This is a genomic window from Enterococcus sp. 2G9_DIV0600, from assembly GCF_002140615.1.
In the GTDB taxonomy this organism is placed as follows: Bacteria; Bacillota; Bacilli; order Lactobacillales; family Enterococcaceae; genus Enterococcus_D; species Enterococcus_D innesii.
Window position 1 is genome coordinate 1,057,804 of the sequence record NZ_NGLL01000001.1, and the last position, 17,146, is coordinate 1,074,949.

Annotated in this window: 15 protein-coding genes; 5 read left to right on the forward strand and 10 right to left on the reverse strand. The window is 46.1% G+C overall.

Features of this window, described 5'->3' with window-relative positions:
* Positions 1 to 50: 50 nt before the first annotated feature.
* Entirely contained in the window at positions 51 to 887 is an 837-nt protein-coding gene (locus tag A5870_RS05075) for an NAD(P)H-hydrate dehydratase (protein WP_086292014.1), read from the reverse strand.
* Positions 888 to 1,046: 159 nt separating this feature from the next.
* Here A5870_RS05075 and pepV point away from each other — a divergent pair, with 159 nt between their 5' ends.
* The gene (gene pepV / locus A5870_RS05080) at positions 1,047 to 2,471 is read left to right on the forward strand and encodes a dipeptidase PepV (protein ID WP_005225493.1); all 1,425 of its coding nucleotides are present in this window, start codon (positions 1,047 to 1,049) and stop codon (positions 2,469 to 2,471) included.
* 162 nt (positions 2,472 to 2,633) lie between these two features.
* Here pepV and A5870_RS05085 read toward each other — a convergent pair whose 3' ends face one another.
* Complete coding sequence (locus A5870_RS05085) at positions 2,634 to 3,089, reverse strand: type II toxin-antitoxin system HicB family antitoxin (RefSeq protein ID WP_086292015.1); 456 nt, start codon at positions 3,087 to 3,089, stop codon at positions 2,634 to 2,636.
* Between the two features lie 310 nt (positions 3,090 to 3,399).
* On the opposite strand from A5870_RS05085, the gene A5870_RS05090 reads away from it, so the two are divergent.
* Positions 3,400 to 3,693: a hypothetical protein gene (locus A5870_RS05090; RefSeq protein ID WP_005234725.1), complete on the forward strand. Its 294-nt coding sequence runs from the start codon at positions 3,400 to 3,402 to the stop codon at positions 3,691 to 3,693.
* A gap of 140 nt (positions 3,694 to 3,833) precedes the next feature.
* On the opposite strand, the gene A5870_RS05095 is transcribed toward A5870_RS05090, so the two are convergent.
* Both A5870_RS05095 and A5870_RS05100 read right to left on the reverse strand, forming a co-directional pair.
* Positions 3,834 to 4,040 carry a glycine zipper family protein gene (locus A5870_RS05095; protein ID WP_086292016.1) on the reverse strand — a complete coding sequence of 69 codons (207 nt, stop codon included), beginning with the start codon at positions 4,038 to 4,040 and terminating at the stop codon, positions 3,834 to 3,836.
* 127 nt (positions 4,041 to 4,167) lie between these two features.
* A complete protein-coding gene (locus A5870_RS05100) occupies positions 4,168 to 4,476 on the reverse strand; it encodes a DUF5960 family protein (protein ID WP_008378984.1) in 309 nt (102 codons plus the stop codon).
* 160 nt (positions 4,477 to 4,636) lie between these two features.
* Here A5870_RS05100 and A5870_RS05105 point away from each other — a divergent pair, with 160 nt between their 5' ends.
* Positions 4,637 to 4,987 carry a hypothetical protein gene (locus tag A5870_RS05105; protein WP_086292017.1) on the forward strand — a complete coding sequence of 117 codons (351 nt, stop codon included), beginning with the start codon at positions 4,637 to 4,639 and terminating at the stop codon, positions 4,985 to 4,987.
* Between the two features lie 120 nt (positions 4,988 to 5,107).
* Here A5870_RS05105 and A5870_RS05110 read toward each other — a convergent pair whose 3' ends face one another.
* A complete protein-coding gene (locus A5870_RS05110; RefSeq protein ID WP_086292018.1) occupies positions 5,108 to 5,851 on the reverse strand; it encodes an NADPH-dependent oxidoreductase in 744 nt (247 codons plus the stop codon).
* Positions 5,852 to 6,200: 349 nt separating this feature from the next.
* Between A5870_RS05110 and A5870_RS05115 the strand changes: the two genes are divergently transcribed.
* Positions 6,201 to 8,852 (forward strand): cation-translocating P-type ATPase, encoded by a 2,652-nt coding sequence (locus A5870_RS05115; protein ID WP_086293391.1) that lies wholly within the window; start codon positions 6,201 to 6,203, stop codon positions 8,850 to 8,852.
* 58 nt (positions 8,853 to 8,910) lie between these two features.
* Here A5870_RS05115 and A5870_RS05120 read toward each other — a convergent pair whose 3' ends face one another.
* The 5 genes from A5870_RS05120 to A5870_RS05140 form a co-directional block, all read right to left on the reverse strand.
* Entirely contained in the window at positions 8,911 to 11,049 is a 2,139-nt protein-coding gene (locus A5870_RS05120) for a transglutaminase-like domain-containing protein (protein WP_086292019.1), read from the reverse strand.
* On the reverse strand, positions 11,046 to 12,089 hold the full coding sequence (locus A5870_RS05125; RefSeq protein ID WP_086292020.1) for a DUF58 domain-containing protein: 1,044 nt from the start codon (positions 12,087 to 12,089) through the stop codon (positions 11,046 to 11,048). The genes A5870_RS05120 and A5870_RS05125 overlap by 4 nt, the downstream gene beginning before the upstream one ends.
* A gap of 2 nt (positions 12,090 to 12,091) precedes the next feature.
* Positions 12,092 to 13,030, reverse strand: a complete 939-nt coding sequence (locus tag A5870_RS05130; RefSeq protein ID WP_077452765.1) for an AAA family ATPase — start codon at positions 13,028 to 13,030, stop codon at positions 12,092 to 12,094.
* A 198-nt stretch (positions 13,031 to 13,228) separates the two neighbouring features.
* Entirely contained in the window at positions 13,229 to 15,070 is a 1,842-nt protein-coding gene (locus tag A5870_RS05135; RefSeq protein ID WP_086292021.1) for an FAD/NAD(P)-binding protein, read from the reverse strand.
* A 37-nt stretch (positions 15,071 to 15,107) separates the two neighbouring features.
* Positions 15,108 to 16,103: an ROK family protein gene (locus A5870_RS05140; RefSeq protein WP_086292022.1), complete on the reverse strand. Its 996-nt coding sequence runs from the start codon at positions 16,101 to 16,103 to the stop codon at positions 15,108 to 15,110.
* 172 nt (positions 16,104 to 16,275) lie between these two features.
* Here A5870_RS05140 and A5870_RS05145 point away from each other — a divergent pair, with 172 nt between their 5' ends.
* A complete protein-coding gene (locus A5870_RS05145) occupies positions 16,276 to 17,082 on the forward strand; it encodes a Cof-type HAD-IIB family hydrolase (RefSeq protein WP_086292023.1) in 807 nt (268 codons plus the stop codon).
* Positions 17,083 to 17,146: the final 64 nt, after the last annotated feature.

Consider the following 17,146-nt stretch of genomic DNA (forward strand, 5'->3'; position numbering starts at 1 on the left):
TTCGACAAATACAGAAAGGGACGTTTTTTTGATGAATGGTTTATCAGAAATCATTCTGGATCGGATGCTTGGTGCTTTTTCATCCATTGAGGCAATGCGGCACTGATTTGTGTCGGCAACACGACATAGTGCTCTTTTGCCAAGGCTTCGCCAATCAGGCTATGGAGATAGACAGCCGCGTGGATCGTTTCCTCTGTTTTTTCAAACTGTGCCAAAAAGCTGGTAATCATGCCTGCCAGCGTATCCCCCATGCCGCCGGTCGCCATAGCGGGTGTTCCGAGGGGATTTTGGGCGATGCTGCTGCCGTAAATTTGCGTGCGATGGCTTTTTAAGACTACCAGACTTCCGAGTTTTTGTTGGGCTTGCTGGTTGTTTTCTTCTGTCTGGTCGGCAATTGCCAGTCCGCTGAGCCGTTGCCATTCCATCTGATGCGGCGTGAAGACGACTTGTTCAGGAAAGGGGATGATCAGCGGATATTTGGCAGCCAAATTGATCGCCGAACCATCGATCACCAACCATTGGTGTTCTTTTTGGGCAGAAACGATCCGCTGCAGCAGATCAAAATTGCTTTTTCCTTCGCCTAATCCAGGACCAATCAGTAGGACGTCTGCCGATTCGGTGACCGTATCGATCAGTTCTGTTTGCTGCCAATCGACAAACATCGCTTCAGGCAAGCGGGCGTGCAGGGCGGTTCGGTTGACGCCATCGGAGATCACGGTGGTCAAACCAGTTCCCCCATACACACAGGCTTGCGCAGCCATTAAGATCGCCCCACCGAATTGGCGGTTGCCCCCTACTAAAACGGCTCGGCCAAAAGTGCCTTTGTGGCTTTTTGTCGGGCGCTGTTGGATCACTTTGGATAAAATTGCAGAATCAAGTTGCTCCATGCAATGACTCCTTTCGTTAATCAAAATCGAGTTATATTTATTATACCTGTTTCCTAGAAATTTCATAGAAAAGACCCATGGAAAAAGGCGCAATTTTTTTTCCTTTTTTGGTTTAAGAGTGTTATCATAAATAGCGAGAACAGAAATGGAGGGAACACTATGACAATCGATTGGAAAAAAGAGGTCGAAGCCCGCAAAGACGATTTGCTGAACGACTTGATTGATCTATTGAAAGTGAAAAGTGAAAGAGAAGATGATAAAGCGACTGCGGATGCGCCATTTGGTCCTGGACCTCGTGATGCGTTGCTACACATGCTAGCTTATGGCGAACGTGATGGCTTCACAGTCAAAAACGTCGATAACTACGCTGGTCACATCGAATTTGGTGAAGGAGACGAAACATTAGGGATCTTCGGCCACATGGATGTTGTTCCTGCAGGTGACGGCTGGTCAACCGATCCTTATGATCCAGTCATCAATGACAACAAAATCTATGCTCGTGGTTCTTCTGATGATAAAGGTCCTTCAATGGCTGCCTATTATGGGATGAAGATCATCAAAGAATTGGGCTTGCCATTATCGAAAAAAATCCGTTTTGTCGTTGGTTCTGATGAAGAAAGCGGCTGGGCAGATATGGATTACTACTTTGAGCATGAAGAAAAGCCTGATTTTGGCTTCTCACCAGATGCCAATTTCCCAATCATCAATGGAGAAAAAGGGAATGTGACGTTAGGTATCCATTTCCAAGGCAACAATGAAGGAGACTTCACGCTGCAAAGCTTTACTGCTGGCTTGCGAGAAAATATGGTACCAGGAACGGCAACAGCAAGCTTCATTGCTCCATCAACAGAAGAAGCATTAGCGATCGAAAAAGCCTTTTTCGATTACGTTGAAGCCAATCCAGTGACGGGGACGATTGAAACAGAAAATGAACAAGTGACGATCGAATTAGTCGGTAAAGGTGCTCATGGTGCCAGCCCACAATCAGGAATCAATGCGGGGACTTTCTTAGCAGTCTTCTTAGATAACTATGCCTTTGGCGGCGGCGCAAAACAATTCATCCATGCAGCAGCAGCCTATGTCCATGAAGATTTCTACGGTGAAAAATTAGGTGTGGCGTACGAAGACGAAAAAATGGGTAAATTGACAATGAATGCTGGCTTGTTTGCTTTCAAAGCGAACCAAGCAGGAACGCAAGCAGACAACTTTATCGCATTGAACTTCCGTTATCCTAAAGGCGTAACTGCGGAAGGACTTGAAATCGGTGTGGAACGCACCGTCGGTATGGAAGGGGCAACCGTTACCCGCAATGACCGCAACATGGAACCTCACTACGTGCCAGCAGATGATCCATTGGTAGAAACTTTATTGGCGGTTTATGAAGAACATACCGGCGAAAAAGGCTTCGAACAAATCATCGGCGGCGGCACATACGGTCGTCTATTGAAACGCGGCGTTGCTTATGGCGCAATGTTCCCTGGCTATGTCGACACCATGCACCAAGCCAATGAATTCATGAGCTTGGATGACCTATTCAACGCAGCGGTGATCTATGCAGATGCTATCTACCGTTTGGCGAAATAAAGAGAGATTGATTGGGTCTGTTCACTCGCTAAATAAATACAATTGAACGTTTCGTGCGGCATTCTCGTATCTTTTTCATGTGAGAGAATGCCGCACTTTTTTAGTATGGAACAGCGGGCTGAGTAGTAAAAAACACCTCATAGTGATGAGGTGTAGAAGCAATCAGTCTTTACATTTTTTCTTTAGGATTGGGTCAGTGAGGATTTCTGAAAAATCTAAATGCATAGTTCGTCCTAGTTTATCCGCCCATTGAGGAATCGCCAGTTTTTTCTCGACGAAGGTTTGATTCTCTAAATATTCTGAAACATCGACAAGGACCATCGATAGAAATGATTTTTCTTTATCGTAATCGAATTCAAAATCTAAATCGTCTATAAATGGATTGTTCGCTTCCAGTGATAAACAATTAATGGGGGGAGAGAGCGGAATCTCCCGATTATTTTCAATACAATCTGCCAAAACGATTCCGAGCCAATTGGATGCCATGAATAAAGCATCGGCGATGTCTAAGCCTTGAGTGCCGACTTGCTCTGGAAAATCAGGAAAAGAAATAAAATACTTCACTTCGCTTTCGTCTGTATCGGTGTAATAAAACAATGCAGGGTAACTTGCTAACATAGTGTACAACTCCTTTTTCGCAATTCGCTATAGATCTGATTACAATGGTAGCGCTCTTATTTTTCACTAGTACCTAGTAGTCTTAAGCAAGAGTTGTTGCTTTTTCAATTGTACCAGTGTCATAAATACTGAACAATAGGCAATTTTTTTTAAGAGGAGAGCATCAATTCAGAAATTCTGATGATTGAAAGAACATCATCTTTTGTGGTAATTTAAAAATCTTTGTGTCTATTATTAATGAAAATGTTCTATTTTATTATTGACATCAAATCATCTGAATGATTTACTTTTTGTAAGGAGTTGAAAAGTGATGCCTGATTTGGTGAAATTTATTTTGGTTATTCTGGCGATTTGGGTGGTTTATCAAGTATTTACGACGATTTTATTTACCCTTTCCCAAAAAGCAGTTGCCAAACGAATCAAAAGCGGGAAGATGTCTGATCAGCAATTGGCGAATTTGTACCACGCTGTAGCACGAGCAAATCAAGGAAGCAATTTCCAAGCGATTTTCTCTTATGGGCTCTTTTACCGCAGCCATGCAAAGCAAAGTGATGCGGTCTATGAACTGTATCGCGCAGAAATGGCGAAAAGAAATCTGCTGTAACCAACTGTGAAGCAGCTGCTTTCGAGAATATTGCTCGAAGTAAAAAAGCCTAGGTCCTGCACAACAAGTGCAGAACCTAGGCTTTTTTGGTATTTACTGGGCAGCAAGCTGTAACAGATAAATACAGATCCTTGCTGCTGCTATTTCTTGTCTTTGCTGCTTTTTTGATCCATGCCCGCACCGATCGCTACACCTAGTGCGATGCCTAAACCCATGCCTAATGCTAGATTATCAAAAAACAGCAGCTCAAATGCAGCACCTAATGCCATTCCGACACCGATCCCCAGTCCCATATTGTTAGAAGCGGCTTCCTTTTCTTCAGACGTTTGCGGCGGTTTTTTCGTCATTGTGAAAAACCCCTTTCTTTTTAGTATAGAGGGGTTTTGTTTTGATGACAAACATTCGAACTGCTACCCATGATTTTCATCAGGAGAGAGCATCCGCTTATCTCAGCAAAAGTATCGAACCATTGGTCTATCTTCCGCCGGGCAAATAGTTACGCTCGGGGTTGTAGCGGCGAATGATCTTATTTTCAGCGAGTACATGCTCATAATAATAAACAGGCGCATCCTTAGTCTCTAGTCGAAAAACAAAGACGAGCGGAACCTTTAAGACGGAATAGCGCGCGGGGATCGCAATATATGATTTTTGATTGCGCTCCATCGTCAATGCGAATTCATCAAACAAAAGCGCCACTGGTGTGGGAAAGTTTACCAATTCATAATAGTGTTTTTCAAATGCATAGGTTTCTTGTTTTGCATAAGCGATTTTTGCAGCTGGCATACACATTCACCTCACTTGAATTATACGAACGTTTGTTCTGTTTGTAAAGTGATAAATCACCAAACGAGGAAAAAGGAGGCGTTCTCTATGAAAAAGATGTTTTGCTAACAAGAAATTTGCTACACTAGAGAAAAGAAGGAATCAAAAAGGAGCAGATACCATGGATTACGAACGTTTCGCACGATTGCAGGCACGCTTTGCCGATGAAAAACTGCTGACCAAAGAAGGGGTCTATCGGTTGCGTTTGTCAGGGAAGGCGCAGTTCGAACTAGCCTTTATCAAAACCGGACCCTGTGGCGAGTCTGTCTACCAGCCACTGATCAAGGGCACCTTTGCTGAAAAAGAAGCAATCCCTACCTATTTGCTGGATCTTGCGGCGCAGCCTATGACGCAAATCAGTCAGCGAACCTCCGAAAATGCAGCAGTGTTAGATAAAGCGTTAGCAGCATTAATGGAAACATGTGAGCAGGCAGTTGCCGTCAACGAAGCCGCACAAGAAGCCACACGTTAATTAGCGCGACAAAGATACAAGAGCAGCCTGAACCTGATTTTTTACACTAAGCAAAAAAACGATCCTGACAAGATTCCTTGCCAGCGATCGTTTTTTATTTTCCCGTGGTGATTAGTGTCCTCATTCGCCGAAGTGGTCTGAGAAGCCTTGTTGCTTCATAAAGGCAGCGACATCTGGACGTCGCGGTTCACGGAAAAATTCCGTCATTTTCGTTTGCCAATTGGTTTGCTGTTGATTGCGGCTGCGCTGTGCATAATAGGCTTCTGTCGTTTGGTTGTACTGGGCTGTTTGCTCCTGCGTCAGCGGTTGATACTGATCGACACTTACGATCGCTTCTTGGGGCAAGCGGACTTTCGGCTCATTTCTGTGTTGCGGATAACCGATCGTCAAGCCGAATAACGGAAACGTCAATTTTGGTAAGCCGACGAGCTCTGCGATACGAGGCAAATCATTGCGGATGCCGCCGATGTAGCAAATTCCTAAGTCTTGCGCTTCAGCGTAAGCTACCATATTTTGGGCAGCGATGGTCGTATCAACGACTGACACAATAAATGGTTCCATCGTGTTTAAGTGGGTATCCGGCAATCCTGCTTGGGTCAGCAGCTGCTGATGCTTATGTAAGTCGGCGACAAAAAGGTAGAAGACTCCGGTTCGAGTGATATAGTTTGGGGCACCCGCGAGCTTTTCAATCTCAGCCAGCTTTTCGGGATCACTGACCTCAATGATCGAATAGGCTTGAACAAAATTCGAGCTGGAACCGCTCTGGGCAACCGTTACTAGTTTTTGCTTGAGTTCCTTTGATAGTGGCCGGGGTTGAAAATCTCTGACAGAGCTGTGGTGGGTAAAAGTATCAAAAAGATCCATCGTTTTTCCTCCTGTAACGTACAAATTTCTCTCTTCCTTAGTGTAACAGAAAAAAAGGAATGGGAACAAAAAGAATGTTTTCAAAAAATTTTCAAATTGATGTTTTATAGTTGCCAAGCACAACAGTTTCCGTTATGATAATGATACATTCTTATTATTATTCCTTAGGGGAGTAACCGGTGGCGCAAGCTGCGATAATATCAACAGTAAGTAAGCTGGCGACAGCTTTCTGGTATTATTTGAAATGGTGAGACCTAAGACAAGCGTATACTTGTCTTAGGTCTCTTTTTTTCTAGCAGAGTGCCTAAGGAAAATAAAATTAAAAGGGGCAAAAAAATTGGCGAAAGAAATGTATCAAAAAGAAATCTCGGAAATTATGGCAGAGGTCCAGAGCAGTACAGAGGGGTTGACGCAGCAAGAGGCAGCCAAGCGCTTAGAAAATGGCCTGAACCAGCTGAAGGAAGCACCTAAGAAATCTAGCTTTGCCTTATTCTTAGATACCTTCAAAGATGCGATGGTGATCGTCTTGCTGATCGTGGCAATCATCCAAATGGTTATGGGTGCCCACGTTGAGTCGATCGTTATCTTCGCAGTACTCTTGTTGAATTCCGTCGTCAGTGTGATTCAAACGAAAAAAGCCGAAGGGTCGTTAGACGCTTTGAAAAGCCTGTCGGCACCAGATGCTAACGTCATTCGGGATGGCAAAGAACAAAGTGTGCTAGCGAAAGAATTGGTTGTCGGCGACATCGTTATTTTAGAAGCTGGAGACTATGTACCAGCAGATGGTCGATTGATCGAAGAGGGTTCTTTGAAGGTCGATGAAGGAATGCTGACTGGGGAATCAACGCCAGCGGAAAAAGAATTAGGTGTGATCGATCGTACCGCACCGATCGGCGACCGTGACAACATGGTCTTCAGTGGAACGATCGTCACTTATGGGCGTGGTCGGTTTATCGTAACCGCAACTGGTAATGTGACGGAAATCGGTCAAGTGGCGGGCTTATTGGAAAGTACGGTTGAACACAAAACGCCATTGCAAAGAGGACTAGACAGCTTCAGTAAGAAACTGAGCTTGGCGATCTTGGTCCTTTCATTGATTATTTTAGGGGTTCAAGTCGCACGGCTGTTCTTAGGTGACGGTACAGGTGATATGACGGAAGATTTAGTCAACGCCTTTATGTTTGCGGTAGCCGTAGCCGTTGCAGCGATCCCAGAAGCCTTGCAATCGATCGTGACGATCGTCCTTTCCATCGGAACAAAACAAATGGCGAAGCGTCATGCCATCATTCGAAAACTACCAGCGGTTGAAACATTGGGTTCAACGAGTATCGTTTGTACCGATAAGACAGGGACCTTGACCCAAAACAAAATGACCGTTGTTGACTACTATCTACCAAATGGGCAAACGGGCACGTTCCCCGATGAGCCAACTACCTGGACATTGCCTGAAAAACGCTTGGTAGAAATCAGTGTCTTGGCAAATGATGCTGCCATCAGTGAAGATGGGGCGAAGCTAGGAGACCCTACTGAAATTGCGTTTCTGGATTACAGTGAGAAACTAAATCAGCCATATCGGGCGATTCGTCAACAGTTTCCTCGTTTGCAAGAATTGCCTTTCGATTCTGATCGTAAATTGATGTCCACCTTACATGAGATCGATGGCGAACATTTATTGTTGACCAAAGGTGGTCCAGATATCGTCTTTGGCCGCAGTACTAAAGTCTTGATCGATGATCAAGTCGTGCCTTTAACAGATGAAATCAGAAATAAGTTGCAGCATCAAAACGAAGAATTCTCAAAACGGGCATTACGAGTCTTGGCGTTTGCTTACCGTCCATTGACCGATGCCCAATCACGAGAATTGACACTAGAGGATGAAAACGAGCTGATTTTGGTTGGTTTGATGGCAATGATCGATCCTCCTCGTAAAGAAGTCAAACAAGCCGTAGCGGATGCTAAATCTGCTGGTATCAAAACAGTGATGATCACAGGGGACCACAAAACGACAGCCGTGGCGATCGCACAAGAGATCGGTATTTCAGCCGAGGGCGATTTAGCCTTGACTGGTACGGAATTGGATGCTCTTTCTGAAACCGAACTAGCGGATCAATTAGACAAAATCACAGTCTATGCTCGTGTTTCGCCGGAAAACAAAATCCGTATCGTGCGGGCTTGGCAAGACAAAGGCAAGATCTCTGCCATGACCGGAGATGGGGTCAATGATGCACCTGCCTTGAAACAAGCGGATATCGGGATCGCAATGGGAACCGGAACGGACGTTGCCAAAGATGCAGCGGCGATGGTCTTGACGGATGACAACTTTGCCTCGATTATTCGTGCTGTAGAAGTTGGCCGAAACGTCTTTGACAACATCAAAAAAGCCATTTCGTATTTGTTTGCTGGAAACTTAGGTGCGATCATTGCGATCGTCTTTGCCTTAGTGATGGGTTGGGACAATCCATTTACTGCCTTGCAGCTGCTCTTTATCAACTTAGTCAACGACTCATTACCAGCGATTGCTCTTGGAATGGAAAAAGCCGAACCAACCATCATGCAGCGCCAGCCAAGAGATCCAAATGCTGGTATCTTCACTGGAAAAACATTGATCTCAGTAACGTATCGCGGTATTTTGATTGCCGCTGTCGTGATTTTGGCACAATGGTTAGGGATGAGCCAATCACCTGAATTAGGTGTAGCGATGGCCTTCTCAACACTTATCTGGAGCCGAACATTGCAAACATTGCCAGCACGCTCAAACACTGAGACTGCTTGGCAAGCTGGCCTTTTTGCCAATAAAATGGTATGGTTGGCGATCGTCGTTTGTGGTGGACTATACAGCATTACCTTGATTCCGGGAATCCGTGAAGTCTTTGCGATTCCAGCAACTTTCACTTTAGGCCATGTCGGTCTATGTATCGCAATGGCTGCTGTGGCAGTTGTTTTGATGGAAATCACGAAACTGATTATTATTGCCGTTCAAAAACGTCAAGGAAACGCCTAAAGCAAAAAACGTATCGATCCTTTGATCGATACGTTTTTTTGTCGTTTCTCCTCACTGCTTAGTTGAGTTTTTTCAGCTGACTGATTTGGGCAGCGACTTGCTTTAAGAAGGCTTCTTGACCAGCCGGCTGTTCTTGGCTGTAAAGATAGGCTTCGTATTGCTGCGTCAAGCGGATAAAATCACCATGGAACAGTGGATAGAAGGCTTCGAGTCGTTGGGCATAATCGATCAACGGCTCCGCCTCGTTACGGTACAGAACTTTCGTCGTTTGTCGTAAAAACAAAGGATAGGCAGCAACTAGCGGCTGTTTGTTAAAGCGGCAGATCAACCATAAATGAATACGGAAAAACGAATGGCGGAAATAGAAAAGCAGGCCAAGTCCTAAGATAGCTAAGCCTCCAAAGAAGCCATTGCGCAGCGTTTGTTTCAGCTCCTCAGTCAACCAAACATCATCGGTAACCGCGGCTGTTGCAGAACTGCTGGTCGTGGTTTCACTACTTTCTGTTTCCGTATTGCTCGTTGGTGTTGTCTCGCTGCTAGCGGTCGGTGTTTCTTCGGAGCTAGTAGATTCTTGCGTCAACACGGGACGATCTGGATTTTGGAAACTAGGTGTCGGTTCAAAAGGCACCCAGCCGTATCCGTCAAAGTAGACTTCCACCCATGAGTGGGCATTCAAGTTACGGACAGTATAAGTAGTGATGCCGTTTTCTGTCACGGGGGATCCAGGAGAAAAGCCTTTAGCCCAGCGAGCAGGGATCTCTAAACTCCGTAGTAGCACGACCATTGCCGTGGAAAAATTGTCGCAGTAGCCGACTTGTGATTCAAATAAAAATTGATCAACGTAATCTTGCTCTTCTGCAGGCACGACGGCATCGGTCTTGGAATAGCGGAATACGAGTGGATCTTTCAAATAGCTTTCAACCGCCGTGACTTGATCAAACAGACTGTTGCTGTCAGTGGTGATCTCAGCAGCGAGATCACGTACCCGTTGCGGCAAAGAATCGGGTAACTGGATATAATCGATCGGAGAATCTGGATAGATCAAAGGCAGATTTTGGAGATTTTCTGCGGCAAAATCTGGATGGTCCCAATCGAGGGTCAAGGTGGTGTCTGGGAGTGGATCAATGAGATCGACCCGCTGGATGGCATCGCTGATTTGAAAACCGCGAGCACCGTTTTCAAGGGACAACGTGCTGCGTCCATAGGGCAATGGGACATAGTCTCCATGGTTTTGAAATTGAACCCGAACGGATTCGTTCTCAAGATAGGCTTGCTGATAGCTTTGATCCGCGATCGTGATGCCCTCTGCTTCCAAGCGAGCCTCTTCGCGGCTCGTACTGATCCAGCCTTTACCAGAATAAAAGTCTTTGCTTTCCACCCGCCAGTAATGCGGGGTTTCTTGTTGCGCTTCAAATAAGATCGTCGCATCATCCAGTAGTGGTCCGCCTAATTGACGGTCGTTTTCACTGAATCCTGTGCGAGAGCCGCTGGGCGTGCCATGTTCTTCAATAAATTGATAAAAACCCAGCTGATTCAGATTTGTCCGTATAGGCGTGGAACGGGCTGCCAACTGATCCCGCAGGCTCGTTTGCGGCAAGTAGACAGCAGTGACGGCTAATCCACCAATCAATAGCATCACGGCGAACCAGGGGGCGATCATTTGACTAGATTGAAAGGCGCTGCGCTGGATCAGTGAAGAAGCCAAGGCACAAAGAAAAATACCGATCAAATGCCACGTCAAATCAAATTGATTAAAAATCACGACTGTTAGCAGGTAGCCGATCATGGTAGCGTAAATCAAGAAAAAGCGTTGATAAGCGATCGGTAAGATCGCTAAAAACAAAACCCAACTAACGATCAATGTCACCGCCGCCAGTTCGGTGATATAGCCGACTTCACCGCTGAGAATCTCTTGAAAGGCACGGTGCAGGTCTAGCCAAAAACGCAGCAGCCAATCAAAAGAAAAGGCAGTCCCATAAGGAAAGATCCGATACAAGACGATCAGCCAAGCGGCTGCCAGCAAAGGCAAACTGTAACGGACTTTCGGCACCACGGTCAAAATCAAACAGACACTAAAGGCATAAGTTAAAAGGGTGAACTGATTGCCAAGGTCATAAACTGCGATAAACGGCAAGATCACCAGTGATAGACTGAGAAAGGTCAGAAGACCAATCAGCGCTTTCTTAATAAATCTCATCCTACCGCCTCCTCAAGTTTATTCAACTGCCTCATTAAAACAGCGTAGGTAAACACTTGGCAGCTGTTTTTTGCTTCCAACTGACTGAGGTAGTCTTCCAGTTGTGGGGTAAAAACCGGGGTAATGAAGACAAGATGGCTGCCAGTCAAAAGCGGTACCCCTTCAGGAACTTTCTCGAAGGGAAGGATCTGGGCATAGGCAGCGGCATCCGTTTGGTAAGGAGAAGTCAATCCGTCACCAATCAAGAGCGGCTGAAAAAGTCGTTGATTTTGCGAGAAATGGTGGATCGAATAAAACAGTGTCAAAGTCTCTTCAAAAGCAGGATGATCTTCTCCCCAAAAGAGCAGAACGATGTCTTGTTCTTCTTCATGTTCTCGTTCGCGATAGATCAATTCCTGTTGTTTGCTGGATAATTTCCAATCGATATTTTTTAAGGAATCCCCTAACTGGTATTGACGAAACTGTCGAATAGAAAAATTGGGTTCCCCGTGGCTTTGGCTGCGGACTTGCTGTTTAATAAAAGGCAGTAGGGTAACGGCTTCAGGCGTCAATTTAGGCAGGATCAAAATCGTTTGGTTCGCAACTGCAGCGTAGCTTTTTTCAAAAAAGCCAAAGAGATCATGGCTGGACAGTTGAACGGACAATTCTTCATAGCTGCCGCGCTCCTTTGGGGTCCAAGGCAGCTGGAGCCGGATCAGATTGCCTCGATAAAAGGAGCTGTGATGACTTTCCTTGAAACGATCGTCAAACTGTAAGGTGAAATCGACCAGCGGCAGCAGCGTCGGGCGATACTTGAAGACTTGCAGCGGTAAGGTGATCGCTGTGTGTGTTTCAGCTTGGATCGATTCTTCTAAAATGATTTGGACCTTCTTGAGGGAGGGCAGCAAGAATACTGCGTCAAGCAACAATAACAGAGTCAGTAAAAACCAAAGGCTCCAGCCAGCATTATTATTGAAGATCACACAATAAGCCAGCAGCAAAAAATAAACAGCACCAAACAGCAGGATGCGCAGCAGGCGTTCAATTTTCTTTTTTTTCATCGCTATTTCCTCGTTGGGACAGGCACCCGCTGGATCATCTGTTTCATCAAATCTGAAAGGGTCTCCGTGCTAGCATGAACGCCGCCTTTCAGTAATAAACGATGACCGAAGACTGCTGGTAAAATTCGCTGCAAGTCTTGCGGCGTGACAAAGGTGCGGCCTTCCGTCAACGCTAGAGCTTTAGCGCCTTTTAAGAAGGCGATCCCACCACGTGGACTGATACCAAGGTCAATGGCATTGTGCTGTCGACTTGCTTGCACCAGCTGCAATGCATAACGGGCGACTTGCTCATCGACATATACGTCATCGACCATCGCTTTTAAAGCAGTCACTTCATCAGCATGTAAAATGGTTTGAATCTGATCCAAGCTTTGCTGTCGTTTTCCAGTCAAAAGGGCGAGCTCATCTTGAAAATCTGGGTAACCGATATGCAGGCGGAACAAAAAACGATCCAATTGGGCTTCGGGCAAGGGATACGTTCCTTCATATTCGATTGGGTTTTGGGTAGCTAACACAAAAAAGTGGGGGCTCAATGGGTACGTTTGATTGTCGATGGTGACATGATTTTCTGACATGGCTTCTAAGAGCGAGGCTTGCGTCCTTGGTGTGGTGCGGTTGATCTCATCTGCCAAGAGGACGGAGGTGAAGATCGGACCAGGACGAAACTCGAACTGGTGACTTTGGGAATTAAAAATCGAGACACCTAATATATCGTTAGGCAAAAGGTCAGGGGTAAACTGGACTCGCTTGTAGTCACTCTGAATGGCTTTTGCTAACGACTTGACCAACATTGTTTTCCCGACACCGGGAATATCTTCGAATAAAACGTGCCCGCCAGCAAGCAGCGCAGCTACGGTAAATTGGATCACATCTCGTTTGCCTAAAATCACTTTTTCCACTTCTGCGATCAAGGCATCAATTTTTTGTAATTCAGCGGTCATGAAACAACCTCCTTGCGTTCTTTTCTTCTATTGTAACGGTTTTCTAGAACTGTCGCAATTTTCGTGTAACAATTAAAGAAAATTTCAAGAATATTCTAAATAATGAAGAAAAATCAGTGTGACGGAAGACGTAACAAAAGCAGACCCCCGAATGGTTCATCAGGTGTCTGCTTTTCATGGAAATGATGGACCCATTTGTTAAAGGGATGCGCGCAAAAGCTCAGCGGCGATCTGATCCGCCTGCCGTAAATTAAAAGCATCAGTTCCCGGCTGAGCAGTGGCAGCCGTCAGCCAGTGGATGCCTTCTGTGGGAATCCCAAAACAATAGAGGGTAGTGTAGGGGCGTTCATCTGGTCCAAGGATCTGATTGGTCTCTGGATCGATGGCGATAGCCCCCGTCTCAAAAGGCTCCTCATTGGGGATCGGCAACTGGTGCGGGTGAATGATCCGATCGTTTAGTAGTTGCCGCAACAAGGAATTGTTGGTTCGACGAATCGCTGTCGATGGAATGCGAGCCTCAATTAATTGCGTCGCGTGATAGTGTGTGTCGTCAAATCGCTTTGAATACGTACAGTAAGCCTCCTCGATCTCAACAGTCATGTCAGGACCTAGTAAGGTCACCACTCCTGCTTCCATCAATGCCACCAGTTCCTGCAGTCGCTGAACTGGCGGTCCGATCGATAAAAAGCTGTTCAAGGGAACGAAAGACTGCCAAAAGAGTGTTTTCAGGTCTTGTGCTGGCATTAGCTGATGATCGAGAACAAACCGAATCGGGTCTCGCAGATCTTTGAAGACTTCCAAGGCACTGCTGATAGGTCCTGTTAGATTGCCATTTTCGGCATCTTGGATTTGGGTACGTAATAGTGCAATGAAAAAGTCTTGCAACGACTGTTGCTTTTTCTGAGCAAAGGGGTCGGCTAGTTGTTGCCATGACCACCACTCCGTCGTAGGAAGCTGCCATTTTTTCAGCAAGTCTTCAGATCCTTCAGAGGCAACAAAGGCGGCGGTAAAAGCGGCAAGCTGATCTTTGTCCAGCAGCTGTTTTTCTAAAAGCAGCGTCTCATAATAGACGAGTTTTGCCTCTTTTTTTAAATAGAAGAGCAGGGTCTTGCCAGCAACCGTTTTGGCTGCTTGCCAAGTAGCTAGGCGTTCAGGGGTCAAAAAAACGGGCTTTCGCTGCTGCGTCGGTGTTTTTTGATTGCGGCCACGAGGATGATACGGGACACCCCGACGAGAACCTGCGATGATTTGCGGTTCTTCACCAGAAGGTTGATAGACGAGGGATCCATTGACTTTGACGAAGGTTCCGCCCCGACCGCTGGTCAAGCGGGTGACGTAATCGTAAAAGGCAAGTCCTAGTCCCCGTAAAATCACAGGTTCGCCAGCTTTCACCGCCGTTAGATCCGTATCTGCCGCATTGGCTGGCGGTGTATAAAACCAGCCATTATTTTCTGCGGCCGCCGCCAAGCGTTGTTCTGCTGCTGACAGTTGGGCTTGTGAATGGCCTGTAGCTAAGACGACGGCATCAACAAGAAATGTGTGGTGAGCCGTCGTCAACTGGTAGCGATTTTTGGAAAGAGGGGTCAAGGAGCTGACACTGTCTGACAGATGGTTGACGGTAATGGATTCAGGCAGCTCTTTTAATAGCTGCTGATAAAACCACTGCTGATAGAGGCCATATAACGCCCGCGAACAATGCCCGTTAGGATCAAGTGAATCAAGTGCTGTGCATTCCGCAACGAGCTCAGGGGCATGCGTGGCTGCGAAATGTTTCCCTTCTGTCACTGCCCATTCGTATAAGGTAGGTCCTTTGACCACGGGACCGCCGGTGCTTAATGTGTCATCCGTGAAAAGGGTGACTTGACTGGTTACAGAATTCAATAGCAGATCCGCCGATTGGTCCGTGCGCCAAACTGCCCCAGGAAGAAAGGGATCAAACAGCAGCAAGTCGATGGCTTGTTTGTTTTGTTTGCTATGAGCGATCAGTCGTTCTGAAAGTGAAAGTCCACGAGGACCAGCACCGATGATAGCTATTTTCATATCACACCGCCTCTATTATTCTATGGTCATTGTGTCATCAACGGGCTAAGTCAAAAGGTGTCTTGCGGAAAATCAGCCAGTGCATGCCTAGCACCATGGCTTCCTCGATAGCATCGATATAATGGAAAGCAGGCTGATTGGGTTGTTGCTGCAGCAATGGATTTTTTTGGATCGCGTCTAAGAGATCGGTTTTTACTGCATCACTGCTGGCTAAAATGATACAGTGGGGGGCAAAAGCTGCATTGTAAAATGGCAGTAAGCTTGTCAGACGCTGAACCAAAGCCGTGCGGTCTTGCGGTGCCCCTTTATCCAAGTAGCCGGGCAAAAATTTTGCCTCTCCCGCTAGGGCATCTTTTCCTTCTAAAAGCGCACCATTGACCAGGAGCGTGATACCAGGCATGCTTTTTTCGGGATTGTACATGCCGACGATGGTTTGCTGCAAGGAGATCTGTTGGGCGATGCAATAGCCGATCGTTAAAATATGGGCATCGTTTTGACAGTAGAAGGGCAGTGCAGTGACCTCTGCCACGAGGGCTGCCAGCTGCCAGCCATTAAATTTTTCATACCAGCTGGAAGTCACGGTTCCTCCACTGATTTTTCCTGGTAAAAAGAGGGCGATCTGTTCCACAGAGGGAAATAATGCTAGCTCGTTCGTTACACATTCTTGAAAGCGATGAGGGGCAACATCAGGAAAGGGCTGGTCGTGTTTTGCCAAAACCTTTCCCTTGCGGTCGATCAGCATGGACCAAAGAGCCAAGGAACCATCGTGATCGATAAAACTAAGCAAAAGAGAATGGCCTCGGTCTTGGTTTAGCTGATAGGTCACGGCAGGCCGCCCTAGCTCTTTTTGCTCCAGCGGACCTTTAGTGATTTCCCCCTCTGCCAACAATTCTTTTAATAATGAGTTAGTGGTGACCATGCTGATGCCGGTTTTCTTTACTAAATCGGAGGCGAATAATGCCCCGTTTTGAAATAAGGTTTTTAAAACCAGCTGTTTGTTTTGCTGGCGAATGGAATGGGTGGTAGAAGCCATAGGTGTTCTCCTTAATGAAGTGATTTAATTAAGTATACCGACGGGATGGAACGATGTAAAGTTTTTAAAAGACTGACTTGACGGAAAACTTAAAAATAAGTATACTTAATTAACAATGTTAATTAAGTGATTCGCCATAAAGAGGACACGAGGTAGAGGGGAAGAGAAACGTATGATCAAATTAGTCATCACAGATTTAGACGGCACATTTTTGAACAGCCAAGGCAGTTTTGATCGGTCTTATTATGAACAAGTCAGCCAACAAATGAAAGAAGCGGGTGTTGCTTTTGCTGCCTGTACCGGCAAACAGTGTGAACGAGTGGAAGAACTGTTTGGTGAAGCAGCAGCGGATGTTTGGATTCTTGGGGATAGCGCGACCCGCATCAAACATCAAGGCGAATACATCTTTGAATCACTGCTGCCAAACGAATTAGGGCGGCGGATCATTGCGAAGCTCGCTGCGATTGCGCAAGATCATGTGATCATCGCCTGTACACCGACTGCGGCGTACATTGCGGAAACGACCAATGAAGCAGATGCCCAGAAAGTTCGGGGCTCTTATCGGGTGGTCAAAACGGTGACGGATTATCAAACCATCACCGAAGATTTTGTGAAGCTCACTATTTTTGATCCCAAACTACGTTGCTTTGAGCATGTCCAACAGTTAGGTGAGTTTACAAACGACGCCTACATCGTGGCTTCGGAAGCCGCTTGGATCGATATCACCAATCAAGGCGTCCACAAAGGAACGACTGTGGCACACTTGCAAGAATTGCTGCACGTCACACCAGAAGAGACTATGGTCTTCGGCGATGGCTTGAACGATTTGGAGTTGATGGCAGCTGGCACGTTTAGTTTCGCCATGAGCAATGCCTTTGAGGAAGTCAAGGCAGCGGCAGCGTTTGTGACCAAGTCAAACGATGAAAATGGCGTGCTGAAAACCATCGAACGTCTGTTACCGCTACAAATGAACCAATAAAAAAACCGCTCCCTAGCAGGGATAGCACGTACTTTCATTTGACTGAAAGTAGAGTGCTGCCTGT